12 protein-coding genes are annotated in these 12,271 nt (G+C 60.9%); all 12 read right to left on the bottom strand.

Annotated features, from left to right (window positions below; all coding sequences use genetic code 11):
* Positions 1-13: 13 nt before the first annotated feature.
* The gene (gene rplV, locus PcP3B5_RS03745) at positions 14-346 is read right to left on the bottom strand and encodes a 50S ribosomal protein L22 (RefSeq protein WP_003103908.1); all 333 of its coding nucleotides are present in this window, start codon (positions 344-346) and stop codon (positions 14-16) included.
* A gap of 12 nt (positions 347-358) precedes the next feature.
* Positions 359-634, bottom strand: coding sequence for a 30S ribosomal protein S19 (gene rpsS, locus PcP3B5_RS03740; protein WP_003093734.1), 276 nt, complete (start codon positions 632-634; stop codon positions 359-361).
* 16 nt (positions 635-650) lie between these two features.
* A complete protein-coding gene (rplB, locus tag PcP3B5_RS03735; protein ID WP_009617152.1) occupies positions 651-1,472 on the bottom strand; it encodes a 50S ribosomal protein L2 in 822 nt (273 codons plus the stop codon).
* A gap of 11 nt (positions 1,473-1,483) precedes the next feature.
* Positions 1,484-1,783: a 50S ribosomal protein L23 gene (rplW, locus tag PcP3B5_RS03730; RefSeq protein WP_043273414.1), complete on the bottom strand. Its 300-nt coding sequence runs from the start codon at positions 1,781-1,783 to the stop codon at positions 1,484-1,486.
* The gene (gene rplD / locus PcP3B5_RS03725) at positions 1,780-2,382 is read right to left on the bottom strand and encodes a 50S ribosomal protein L4 (RefSeq protein WP_009617148.1); all 603 of its coding nucleotides are present in this window, start codon (positions 2,380-2,382) and stop codon (positions 1,780-1,782) included. Before rplD ends, rplW begins: the two co-directional genes overlap by 4 nt.
* Positions 2,383-2,396: 14 nt before the next feature.
* Positions 2,397-3,032 carry a 50S ribosomal protein L3 gene (rplC, locus tag PcP3B5_RS03720; protein WP_009617147.1) on the bottom strand — a complete coding sequence of 212 codons (636 nt, stop codon included), beginning with the start codon at positions 3,030-3,032 and terminating at the stop codon, positions 2,397-2,399.
* An 82-nt stretch (positions 3,033-3,114) separates the two neighbouring features.
* The gene (rpsJ, locus tag PcP3B5_RS03715; protein WP_003243886.1) at positions 3,115-3,426 is read right to left on the bottom strand and encodes a 30S ribosomal protein S10; all 312 of its coding nucleotides are present in this window, start codon (positions 3,424-3,426) and stop codon (positions 3,115-3,117) included.
* 159 nt (positions 3,427-3,585) lie between these two features.
* Positions 3,586-4,779 carry an elongation factor Tu gene (gene tuf / locus PcP3B5_RS03710; protein WP_009617114.1) on the bottom strand — a complete coding sequence of 398 codons (1,194 nt, stop codon included), beginning with the start codon at positions 4,777-4,779 and terminating at the stop codon, positions 3,586-3,588.
* 30 nt (positions 4,780-4,809) lie between these two features.
* The gene (fusA, locus tag PcP3B5_RS03705) at positions 4,810-6,939 is read right to left on the bottom strand and encodes an elongation factor G (protein ID WP_009617134.1); all 2,130 of its coding nucleotides are present in this window, start codon (positions 6,937-6,939) and stop codon (positions 4,810-4,812) included.
* Positions 6,940-6,969: 30 nt separating this feature from the next.
* Positions 6,970-7,440, bottom strand: coding sequence for a 30S ribosomal protein S7 (gene rpsG, locus PcP3B5_RS03700; RefSeq protein ID WP_009617132.1), 471 nt, complete (start codon positions 7,438-7,440; stop codon positions 6,970-6,972).
* A 100-nt stretch (positions 7,441-7,540) separates the two neighbouring features.
* Positions 7,541-7,912, bottom strand: a complete 372-nt coding sequence (gene rpsL / locus PcP3B5_RS03695) for a 30S ribosomal protein S12 (protein WP_009617130.1) — start codon at positions 7,910-7,912, stop codon at positions 7,541-7,543.
* 150 nt (positions 7,913-8,062) lie between these two features.
* Positions 8,063-12,262 (bottom strand): DNA-directed RNA polymerase subunit beta', encoded by a 4,200-nt coding sequence (gene rpoC / locus PcP3B5_RS03690; RefSeq protein WP_009617128.1) that lies wholly within the window; start codon positions 12,260-12,262, stop codon positions 8,063-8,065.
* Between the last annotated feature and the right edge of the window lie 9 nt (positions 12,263-12,271).

Below are 12,271 nucleotides of genomic sequence, written 5' to 3'. Positions count from 1 at the left end.
CTGATCGACTCCGTTACTTGTCCGCAACCTTGACAGTGATATGGCAAGACCGCTTGACGATGCGATCAGCACGGCCTTTGGCGCGCGGCATGATGCGCTTGAGCGAACGACCTTCGTTGACGAAGACGGTGGAGACCTTCAGGTCGTCCACATCGGCGCCTTCGTTGTGCTCAGCGTTGGCAACAGCCGACTCCAGCACTTTCTTCATGATCTCGGCGGCTTTCTTACTGCTGAAAGCCAGGAGGTTGAGCGCTTCGCCCACCTTCTTCCCGCGGATCTGGTCGGCGACCAAGCGGGCTTTCTGGGCGGAGATACGAGCGCCCGACAGCTTAGCGGCTACTTCCATCTTCCTTACCCCTTAACGCTTGGCTTTCTTGTCCGCAGCATGCCCACGATAAGTGCGGGTAGCAGCGAACTCGCCGAGTTTGTGACCGACCATGTCTTCGTTGACCAGGACCGGCACGTGTTGACGGCCGTTGTGGACAGCGATGGTCAGACCAACCATATGCGGCAGAATCATCGAACGACGCGACCAGGTCTTGATCGGCTTACGGTCGTTCTTTTCCACCGCCACTTCGACCTTCTTCAGCAGGTGAAGATCGATAAAAGGACCTTTTTTCAGAGAACGCGGCACTGTCGTATCCCTCTATTTACTTGCGGCGACGGACGATCATGTTATCGGTACGCTTGTTCGCGCGAGTCTTCTTACCCTTGGTCTGAAGACCCCACGGCGATACCGGATGACGACCAGCAGAGGTACGACCTTCACCACCACCATGCGGGTGGTCGACCGGGTTCATGGCGACGCCACGAACGGTCGGGCGAATGCCGCGCCAGCGTTTGGCACCAGCTTTACCCAGCGAACGCAGGCTGTGCTCGGAGTTCGAGACTTCACCCAGGGTCGCACGGCAGTCAGCCAGGACTTTACGCATTTCACCGGAACGCAGACGCACGGTTACGTAAGCGCCTTCACGGGCTACCAGCTGGGCCGAGGCGCCAGCGGAGCGAACCAGCTGGGCGCCTTTGCCCGGCTTCAGCTCGATACCGTGGATGGTGCTACCAACCGGGATGTTGCGCAGCGGCATGTTGTTGCCGGGCTTGATCGGAGCGCCGATACCGGAGATCAGTTGATCGCCAGCCACCACGCCTTTGGGGGCGATGATGTAACGACGCTCACCGTCCGCGTACTTCAGCAGAGCGATGTGCGCAGTGCGGTTCGGGTCATATTCCACGCGCTCGACGATGGCAGGGATGCCATCCTTGTTGCGGCGGAAGTCGACCAGACGGTAGTGCTGCTTGTGACCACCGCCGATGTGGCGGGTGGTGATACGACCGTTGTTGTTACGGCCGCCCGACTTGGACTTCTTCTCGACCAGGCCAGCGAACGGAGCACCCTTGTGCAGGTTCTGGTTCACGACCTTGACGACGAAGCGACGACCAGCGGAAGTCGGTTTGCATTTAACGATTGCCATGATGCACCCCTTTACTCAGCGCCAGCTGCGAAATCGAGATCTTGGCCGGGCTGAAGGGCGATGTACGCCTTCTTCCAGTCGTTACGCTTGCCCAGGCCGCGAACGGTACGCTTGGTCTTGCCCTGAACGTTCAGGGTGGTGACGCGACGTACTTTCACGCCGAACAGGCTTTCGACGGCCTTCTTGATTTCCAGCTTGGTTGCATCAGTGGCAACCTTGAAAACGAATTGGCTCTTGCCGTCCGCCAGCCCCGTGGCTTTCTCGGAGATATGCGGGCCCAGCAGCACTTTGAATACGCGTTCCTGGTTCATGCCAGCAGCTCCTCGAACTTCTTCACGGCGGACACGGTGACGAGCACCTTGTCGTAGGCGATCAGGCTGACCGGGTCGGAACCCTGGACGTCGCGTACATCGACGTGCGCCAGGTTGCGCGCAGCCAGGTACAGGTTTTCATCAACGCCATCGGTGACGATCAGCACGTCTTTCAGGCCCAGGCCGTCCAGCTTGCTGACCAGACCTTTGGTTTTCGGTGCATCGACGGCGAAGTCGGCAACGACAACCAGGCGGTCCAGACGGACCAGCTCGGAGAGGATGGAGCGCAGGGCTGCGCGGTACATCTTCTTGTTGAGCTTCTGGGAGTGATCCTGCGGTTTGGCGGCGAAAGTGGTGCCGCCCCCACGCCAGATGGGGCTGCGGATGGTACCAGCGCGAGCACGACCGGTGCCCTTCTGACGCCACGGCTTCTTGCCGCCACCGGAGACTTCGGAACGAGTTTTCTGAGCACGGGTGCCCTGACGACCGCCAGCCATGTAGGCGACGACAGCCTGGTGAACCAGAGTCTCGTTGAATTCGCTGCCAAAGGTACGCTCGGAGACTTCGATAGCCTGAGCGCCGTTCACATTAAGTTGCATCTCAGCTTCCCCTCTTAACCGCGAGCCTTGGCTGCCGGACGCACGAGCACGTCACCGCCGGTAGCGCCAGGAACGGCACCCTTGACCAGCAGCAGATTACGCTCGGCATCGACACGCACGACCTCAAGGGATTGAACGGTTACACGCTCAGCACCCATGTGACCGGACATTTTCTTGCCCTTGAACACTCGACCAGGAGTCTGGCACTGGCCGATCGAACCCGGGACGCGGTGGGAAACGGAGTTACCGTGGGTATTGTCCTGACCACGGAAGTTCCAGCGCTTGATGGTACCGGCGTAGCCTTTACCCTTGGACTCGCCGGTAACGTCTACCAGCTGGCCTGCCTGGAACAGATCGACGGAGATGGAATCGCCTGCCTTGAACTCCTCTTCGCCCAGACGGAATTCCCACACGCCGCGACCGGCGGCGACATTCGCCTTGGCAAAGTGACCGGCCTGAGCCTTGGTCACGCGAGAAGCACGACGCTCGCCGGCAGTTACCTGCACAGCGCGATAGCCATCGGTCTCTTCGTTCTTGAACTGGGTGACGCGATTCGGCTCGACCTCAATGACCGTGACCGGAATGGAGACACCATCTTCGGTGAAAATGCGGGTCATGCCGCACTTACGACCGACAACACCAATTGTCATCTTAAGAACCTCTTTAGTGTACGGGGCTTTCACCCGCTATGGCCGCCCATTTCAGAGCGTTACACGACCAATGCCGAAGGCATTAGCCGAGGCTGATCTGTACTTCGACGCCAGCAGCAAGGTCGAGCTTCATCAGCGCGTCGACGGTCTTGTCGGTCGGCTGAACGATGTCGAGCACACGCTTGTGGGTACGAATTTCGTACTGGTCACGAGCGTCCTTGTTGACGTGCGGGGAAATCAGCACGGTGTAACGTTCCTTGCGGGTCGGCAGAGGAATCGGACCACGCACCTGAGCCCCAGTACGTTTCGCGGTTTCCACGATTTCCTGGGTAGACTGGTCGATCAGGCGATGGTCAAAAGCCTTCAACCGAATACGGATTTGTTGATTTTGCATTTGACCTCAGACTCCAAGTTGCCATTCCCAACGGGCGGACTCCGCCCGTTAAAAGGAGGCGCAATTGTACGGATGCCCCTGGAGGGTGTCAATATTTAACCAATCCAACGAAAAAGGGGCCCCGAAGGGCCCCTTTTCCTCATGCGCTAGATCAGTCGATTACTCGATGATCTTGGCAACCACGCCGGCGCCAACGGTACGGCCGCCTTCGCGGATAGCGAAGCGCAGGCCGTCTTCCATGGCGATCGGGGCGATCAGGGTGACGGTCATCTTGACGTTGTCACCCGGCATTACCATCTCGACGCCTTCCGGCAGCTCGCAGTTGCCGGTCACGTCGGTGGTACGGAAGTAGAACTGCGGACGGTAGCCCTTGAAGAACGGGGTGTGACGACCGCCTTCTTCCTTGGACAGCACGTACACTTCGCACTCGAACTTGGTGTGCGGCTTGATGGTGCCCGGCTTGGCCAGAACCTGGCCACGCTCTACGTCTTCACGCTTGGTGCCGCGCAGCAGGACGCCGACGTTCTCGCCAGCACGACCTTCGTCGAGCAGCTTGCGGAACATTTCAACGCCGGTGCAGGTGGTCTTGGTGGTCGGACGGATACCGACGATTTCCACTTCTTCCTGGACCTTGACGATACCGCGCTCGACACGACCGGTTACCACGGTGCCGCGGCCGGAGATCGAGAACACGTCTTCGATCGGCATCAGGAACGGCTGGTCGATGGCACGAACCGGCTCGGGGATGTAGGAGTCCAGGGTTTCTACCAGCTTGCGCACGGCGGAAACGCCCATCTCGTTGTCATCCTGGCCGTTCAGGGCCATCAGCGCGGAACCGATCACGATCGGAGTGTCGTCGCCCGGGAAGTCGTAGGTGTTCAGCAGGTCGCGAACTTCCATCTCGACCAGTTCCAGCAGCTCGGCGTCGTCAACCATGTCGGCCTTGTTCAGGAACACGACGATGTAGGGAACGCCTACCTGACGGGACAGCAGGATGTGCTCGCGGGTCTGCGGCATGGGGCCGTCGGCAGCCGAGCAAACCAGGATCGCGCCGTCCATCTGGGCAGCACCGGTGATCATGTTCTTCACGTAGTCGGCGTGGCCCGGGCAGTCTACATGAGCGTAGTGGCGTACCGGCGAGTCGTATTCGACGTGCGAAGTGTTGATGGTGATACCACGGGCTTTCTCTTCCGGCGCGTTGTCGATCTGGTCGAAGGCGCGAGCGGAGCCACCCCAGGTCTCGGAGCAGACCTTGGTCAGAGCAGCGGTCAGAGTGGTCTTACCGTGGTCAACGTGGCCGATGGTGCCAACGTTGACGTGCGGTTTGTTACGTTCAAATTTTTCCTTAGCCACGACAGTAACCTCTTAACTTAAAGGGCTGAATCAAGCTTGTTTTTTAACCAGCGCTTCGACGATGTTCGACGGAGCTTCGGCGTATTTGGAGAATTCCATGGAGTAGCTCGCGCGACCCTGGGACATGGAACGTACGTCGGTCGCATAACCGAACATCTCGCCCAGCGGAACCTCGGCACGGATAACCTTACCGGAAACCGAGTCTTCCATCCCCTGAATCAGACCGCGACGACGGTTCAGGTCGCCCATCACGTCGCCCATGTAGTCCTCAGGAGTCACCACTTCCACTTTCATGATCGGCTCGAGCACCTTGCCGCCGCCCTTCTGGGCCAGCTGCTTGGTCGCCATGGAAGCAGCGATCTTGAACGCCATCTCGTTGGAGTCGACGTCGTGGTAGGAACCATCGAACACGGTGGCCTTCAGGCCGATGAGCGGATAGCCGGCGACGACGCCGTTCTTCATCTGCTCTTCGATGCCCTTCTGGATCGCCGGGATGTATTCCTTCGGAACCACACCACCTACGACTTCGCTGGTGAACACCAGGCCTTCGGTGATGTTGCCCTTCTCGTCCACATCCGGAGTCGAGAAGCGGATCCAGCAGTGACCGAACTGACCGCGACCACCGGACTGACGAACGAACTTGCCTTCGATCTCGACGTTGTCCTTGGAGATGGTTTCGCGGTAGGAAACCTGCGGCTTGCCGATGTTGGCCTCGACGCCGAACTCGCGCTTCATGCGGTCGACGAGGATGTCCAGGTGCAGCTCACCCATACCGGAGATGATGGTCTGGCCGGTTTCTTCGTCGGTCTTGACGCGGAACGACGGGTCTTCCTGGGCCAGCTTGCCGAGGGCGATGCCCATCTTCTCCTGGTCAGCCTTGGTCTTCGGCTCGACAGCGACCGAGATGACCGGCTCCGGGAAGTCCATGCGCTCGAGGATGATCGGCTTCTCGATGTCGCACAGGGTGTCACCAGTGGTGACGTCCTTCATGCCGATCAGAGCCGCGATGTCGCCAGCGCGCACTTCCTTGATCTCGTCACGCTGGTTGGCGTGCATCTGCACCATACGACCAACGCGCTCTTTCTTGCCCTTCACGGAGTTGATGACCGACTGGCCGGACTCCAGAACGCCCGAGTAGACGCGGACGAAAGTCAGGGTACCGACGAACGGGTCGGTAGCGATCTTGAACGCCAGAGCGGAGAACGGAGCGTTGTCGTCGGCCGGACGCTCGTCGTGGATCTCGTTGTCATCGGTGCTGTCCGGGTGGACGCCCTGGATGGCCGGGATCTCGGTCGGAGCAGGCAGGAAGTCGATGACGGCGTCCAGAACCAGGGGCACGCCCTTGTTCTTGAAGGACGAACCGCAGACCGCCGGAACGATTTCGCAGGCGATGGTACGCTGGCGCAGGCCGGCCTTGATCTCTTCGATCGACAGCTCGCCGCCTTCCAGGTACTTGTTCATCAGCTCTTCGTTGGCCTCGGCAGCAGCCTCGACCATGTTGTTGCGCCATTCGTTGGCCAGGTCCAGCAGCTCGGCGGGAATCTCTTCCTCGCGGTAGCTGGTGCCCTTGTCGTCTTCGTTCCAGTAGATGGCCTTCATCTTCATCAGGTCGATCTGACCCTGGAAGTCATCTTCTGCACCGATGGCCAGCTGAACCGGGACCGGGGTGTGGCCCAGGCGGTTCTTGATCTGACCGACGACGCGCAGGAAGTTGGCGCCGGCGCGGTCCATCTTGTTCACGTAGACGATACGCGGAACGCCGTACTTGTTGGCCTGACGCCATACGGTTTCGGACTGCGGCTCAACGCCGGAGGTGCCGCAGAACACCACGACAGCACCGTCCAGTACGCGCAGAGAGCGCTCAACTTCAATGGTGAAGTCTACGTGGCCGGGGGTGTCGATGACGTTTACGCGGTATTTGTCGTACTGGCCGCGCGAACCTTCCCAGAAGGTCGTGATCGCAGCGGAGGTGATGGTGATACCACGCTCCTGCTCCTGCACCATCCAGTCGGTGGTAGCAGCGCCGTCGTGTACCTCACCCATCTTGTGGCTGAGACCTGTGTAGAACAGGATCCGCTCGGTAGTGGTGGTCTTGCCCGCGTCGACGTGGGCGCAGATACCAATGTTCCGGTAGCGGTTAATTGCTGTAGTACGAGCCATAAAGCCCTCGCAAAAGAATGGAAGCCGCGATTAGAAGCGGTAGTGGGAGAAGGCCTTGTTGGCTTCAGCCATACGGTGCACGTCTTCACGCTTCTTGACGGCGGCGCCTTTGCCTTCGGCGGCATCCAGCAGTTCGCCGGCGAGGCGCAGGGCCATGGACTTCTCGCCGCGCTTGCGGGCGTAGTCCACCAGCCAGCGCATGGCCAGGGCATTACGACGGGACGGACGTACTTCGACCGGAACCTGGTAGGTAGCACCGCCGACACGGCGGGACTTCACTTCGACCAGCGGAGCGATGGCGTCGAGAGCTTTCTCGAAGAGTTCCAGGGGGTCACCTTTACTGCGCTCTTTGACCTTGTCCAGAGCACCGTAAACGATACGCTCGGCAACGGCTTTCTTGCCGCTTTCCATCACGTGGTTCATGAACTTGGCCAGAATCTGGCTTCCGTATTTCGGATCGGCCAGGATCTCACGTTTGGCCGCTACACGACGTCTTGGCATTGATAAGCCCTCAAACGGTCTTCAGGTTAGCCCGGGACTGCAACACTTTGGTTACGCGCCCGACCTTACTCTTATCGACTCAGCAAATAGGAAAAAACGATTACTTCGGACGCTTGGCGCCGTACTTGGAACGACCCTGCTTACGGTCTTTGACACCCGAGGTGTCCAGCGAACCGCGCACGGTGTGGTAACGCACACCCGGAAGGTCCTTTACACGACCGCCACGGATCAGCACTACGCTGTGCTCTTGCAGGTTGTGACCTTCACCACCGATGTACGAAGTGACTTCGTAGCCGTTGGTCAGGCGAACACGGCATACCTTACGCAGTGCCGAGTTCGGCTTTTTCGGCGTGGTGGTGTATACGCGGGTGCATACGCCACGACGTTGCGGGCAGTTCTGCAGCGCCGGCACGTCGCTCTTGTCGACCATGCGCTTGCGCGGCTTACGCACCAGCTGGTTGATAGTTGCCATCTATAGCTCCACTGATTGTCTTACGACACTTAAACGAAATGGCAGAGCATGCGCCCTGCCAATTTTCGGGGTACAAAATACTAAAGAGCTTCCAGCACCCCGTCAAGACAAAGCCCCGGCTGTCAGGACAGCCGGGGCTTCGCTCAAGGCTTAATTGCCACTCAGGTTGAGCGCTTCGGCCAGTGCTGCTTCGGCTTCGCTGGCGCTCACGCGCTGCGGTTTGCCGAGCTCGCGCTGACGCTTGCGCTCGCTGTGATAGGCAAGGCCGGTACCCGCCGGGATCAGACGACCGACCACCACGTTTTCCTTCAGGCCGCGCAGGAAGTCGCGCTTGCCGGTGACCGCCGCCTCGGTGAGGACGCGGGTGGTCTCCTGGAAGGATGCCGCGGAGATGAACGACTCGGTCGACAGCGAGGCCTTGGTGATACCCAGCAGGACGCGCTCGTACTTGGCCGGGAACTTGTCCACGGTGGCCAGTACTTCGTTCTCTTCCAGCACCTGGACCAGTTCGACCTGGTCGCCCTTGATGAAGGAGGAGTCGCCCGACTCGGCCACTTCGACCTTGCGCAGCATCTGCCGCAGGATGGTCTCGATGTGCTTGTCGTTGATCTTCACGCCCTGCAGGCGGTACACGTCCTGGATCTCGTTGACGATGTACTTGGCCAGCGAGCTGACGCCCAGCAGACGCAGGATGTCGTGCGGGTTGCTCGGGCCGTCGGAGATGACTTCGCCGCGGTTCACCTGTTCGCCTTCGAACACGTTCAGGTGACGCCACTTCGGAATCAGCTCCTCGTACGGATCGCTACCATCGTTCGGCGTGATGACCAGGCGGCGCTTGCCCTTGGTTTCCTTGCCGAAGGAAATGGTGCCGCTGATTTCCGCCAGGATCGAAGGTTCTTTCGGACGACGAGCCTCGAACAGGTCGGCAACGCGCGGCAGACCACCGGTGATGTCGCGGGTCTTCGAGGTTTCCTGCGGGATACGTGCAACCACGTCACCCACGCGCACCTTGGCGCCGTCGGTCAGGTTGACCAGGGCGTTGGCGGGCAGGAAGTACTGCGCCGGCACGTCGGTGCCCGGCAGCAGCAGGTCCTTGCCTGCGGCGTCGATCAGCTTCACCGCCGGACGGATGTCCTTGCCGGAAGCCGGACGGTCTTTCGGATCCATCACTTCGATGTTGGTCAGACCGGTGAGTTCGTCGGTCTGGCGCTTGACGGTGATGTTCTCTTCCATGCCGGCGAAGGCAACGGTACCGTCCACTTCGGTGACGATCGGGTGGGTGTGCGGGTCCCACTTGGCGACGATGGCGCCCGGGTCGACCTTGTCACCTTCCTTCACGGAGATCACGGCGCCGTACGGCAGCTTGTAGCGCTCGCGCTCGCGACCGAAGTCGTCGGCCACGGCCAGCTCGCCGGAACGGGAAACCGCCACCAGCGCGCCGTCGGCACGCTCGACGTGCTTCAGGTTGTGCAGGCGGATGGTACCGCCGTTCTTCACCTGGACGTTGTCCACGGCGGAGGTCCGGCTGGCCGCACCACCGATGTGGAAGGTACGCATGGTCAGCTGGGTACCCGGCTCACCGATCGACTGCGCGGCGATGACGCCGACCGCTTCACCGATGTTCACCTGGTGACCACGGGCCAGATCGCGGCCGTAGCACTTGGAGCAGATGCCGTGACGGGTTTCGCAGGTGATCGGCGAACGGACCAGGACTTCGTCGACGCTCATCTGCTCGAGGAAATCGACCCACTTCTCGTCGATCAGGGTGCCGGCCGGCACGATGACGTCGTCGCCACCGGGCTTGAACACGTCGCGCGCGACCACACGGCCGAGCACGCGCTCGCCCAGCGGTTCCACCACGTCGCCGCCTTCGATGTGCGGCGACATCAGCAGGCCGTGCTCGGTGCCGCAGTCGATCTCGGTCACCACCAGGTCCTGGGCCACGTCGACCAGGCGACGGGTCAGGTAACCGGAGTTCGCGGTCTTCAGTGCGGTATCCGCCAGGCCTTTACGAGCACCGTGGGTGGAGATGAAGTACTGGAGTACGTTCAGGCCTTCACGGAAGTTCGCGGTGATGGGGGTCTCGATGATCGAGCCGTCCGGCTTGGCCATCAGGCCACGCATACCGGCCAACTGACGGATCTGGGCCGCGGAACCCCGCGCACCGGAGTCCGCCATCATGTACATGGAGTTGAAGGACTCCTGGTCGACTTCCTTGCCCTCGCGGTCGATGACCTTCTCTTTCGAGAGGTTGGCCATCATCGCCTTGGACACTTCGTCGTTGGCCTTGGACCAGAGGTCGATCACCTTGTTGTACTTCTCGCCCTGGGTTACCAGGCCGGAGGCGTACTGGGTCTCGATCTCCTTCACTTCCTCGGTGGCGGCATTGATGATGCGCGCCTTCTCGTCCGGGATGACGAAGTCGTTCACGCCGATCGAGACGCCGGAGATGGTCGAGTAGGCGAAGCCGGTGTACATCAGCTGGTCGGCGAAGATGACGGTGTCCTTCAGACCCACCACGCGGTAGCAGTGGTTGATCAGCTTGGAGATCGCCTTCTTCTTCATCGGCTGGTTGACCACGTCGTACGGCAGGCCTGCCGGTACGACCTGGAACAGCAGGGCACGGCCGACGGTAGAGTCGACGATGCGGGTGTTGGCGGTCAGGCTGCCGTCTTCGTTCTTGATCTTCTCGTTGATCCGTACTTTCACGCGGGCGTGCAGGGACACCTGGCCGCTGCGGTACGCGCGGTCGACTTCCTGCAGGTCAGCGAAGGCCATGCCCTCGCCCTTGGCGTTGATGGCTTCACGGGTCATGTAGTACAGACCCATCACCACGTCCTGCGACGGCACGATGATCGGCTCGCCGTTGGCGGGCGAGAGGATGTTGTTGGTCGACATCATCAGCGCGCGCGCTTCCAGCTGGGCCTCGAGGGTCAGCGGAACGTGGACGGCCATCTGGTCACCGTCGAAGTCGGCGTTGTACGCCGCGCACACCAGCGGGTGCAGCTGGATCGCCTTGCCTTCGATGAGCACCGGCTCGAACGCCTGGATACCCAGACGGTGCAGGGTCGGCGCACGGTTCAGCAGCACGGGGTGTTCGCGGATGACTTCGGCGAGAACGTCCCAGACCTCGGGCAGTTCGCGCTCGACCATCTTCTTCGCGGCCTTGATGGTGGTGGCCATGCCACGGGCTTCGAGCTTGCCGAAGATGAACGGCTTGAACAGCTCGAGGGCCATCTTCTTCGGCAGGCCGCACTGGTGCAGGCGCAGGGTCGGGCCGACGGTGATCACCGAACGACCGGAATAGTCCACGCGCTTGCCGAGCAGGTTCTGACGGAAGCGACCTTGCTTGCCCTTGATCATGTCGGCCAGGGACTTCAGCGGGCGCTTGTTCGAGCCGGTGATGGCGCGACCGCGGCGGCCGTTGTCCAGCAGGGCGTCGACGGCTTCCTGCAGCATGCGCTTTTCGTTGCGCACGATGATGTCCGGAGCGGCCAGGTCGAGCAGGCGCTTCAGACGGTTGTTACGGTTGATCACCCGGCGGTACAGATCGTTCAGATCCGAAGTCGCGAAGCGGCCGCCATCCAGCGGAACCAGCGGACGCAGGTCCGGCGGCAGCACCGGCAGGACGGTCAGCACCATCCACTCCGGATGGTTGCCGGAGCCCTGGAAGGCTTCCATCAGCTTCAGGCGCTTGGACAGCTTCTTGATCTTGGTTTCCGAGTTGGTCTGCGGAATCTCTTCGCGCAGGCGGCCGATCTCGTGCTCCAGGTCGATCTGGTTGAGCAGCTCGCGAACGGCCTCGGCGCCCATGCGCGCGTCGAAGTCGTCACCGAACTCTTCGAGGGCTTCGAAGTACTGCTCGTCGTTCAGCAGCTGGCCCTTCTCCAGGGTGGTCATGCCCGGGTCGATCACCACGTAGCTCTCGAAATAGAGCACGCGCTCGATGTCACGCAGGGTCATGTCCAGCAGCAGGCCGATACGGGACGGCAGGGACTTCAGGAACCAGATGTGGGCGACCGGCGAGGCCAGCTCGATGTGGCCCATGCGCTCGCGGCGCACCTTGGCCAGGGCGACTTCGACGCCGCACTTCTCGCAGATCACACCGCGGTGCTTCAGGCGCTTGTACTTACCGCACAGGCACTCGTAGTCCTTCACCGGGCCGAAGATCTTGGCGCAGAACAGGCCATCGCGCTCCGGCTTGAAGGTACGGTAGTTGATGGTCTCCGGCTTCTTAACTTCGCCGAACGACCAGGAACGAATCATCTCGGGCGAGGCCAGACCAATACGGATGGCATCGAACTCCTCGATTTGACCCTGGTTTTTCAACAGATTGAGCAAGTCTTTCAAGGCCTTTCC

The sequence above is a fragment of the Pseudomonas citronellolis genome (assembly GCF_001586155.1).
Classification (GTDB): Bacteria; Pseudomonadota; Gammaproteobacteria; order Pseudomonadales; family Pseudomonadaceae; genus Pseudomonas; species Pseudomonas citronellolis.
The sequence above is the reverse complement of the archived record's forward strand: the minus strand, read 5'-3'. Positions and strand labels throughout refer to the sequence as shown.

Coding starts and splice junctions, on each gene's coding strand:
- rpsG (WP_009617132.1), bottom strand. CDS start 7,440: ATGCCAAGACGTCGTGTAGCGGCCAAACGTGAGATCCTGGCCGATCCG.
- rplW (WP_043273414.1), bottom strand. CDS start 1,783: ATGAACCAGGAACGCGTATTCAAAGTGCTGCTGGGCCCGCATATCTCC.
- rplC (WP_009617147.1), bottom strand. CDS start 3,032: ATGACAATTGGTGTTGTCGGTCGTAAGTGCGGCATGACCCGCATTTTC.
- rpsJ (WP_003243886.1), bottom strand. CDS start 3,426: ATGCAAAATCAACAAATCCGTATTCGGTTGAAGGCTTTTGACCATCGC.
- rplV (WP_003103908.1), bottom strand. CDS start 346: ATGGAAGTAGCCGCTAAGCTGTCGGGCGCTCGTATCTCCGCCCAGAAA.
- rpsL (WP_009617130.1), bottom strand. CDS start 7,912: ATGGCAACTATCAACCAGCTGGTGCGTAAGCCGCGCAAGCGCATGGTC.
- fusA (WP_009617134.1), bottom strand. CDS start 6,939: ATGGCTCGTACTACAGCAATTAACCGCTACCGGAACATTGGTATCTGC.
- rplB (WP_009617152.1), bottom strand. CDS start 1,472: ATGGCAATCGTTAAATGCAAACCGACTTCCGCTGGTCGTCGCTTCGTC.
- rplD (WP_009617148.1), bottom strand. CDS start 2,382: ATGCAACTTAATGTGAACGGCGCTCAGGCTATCGAAGTCTCCGAGCGT.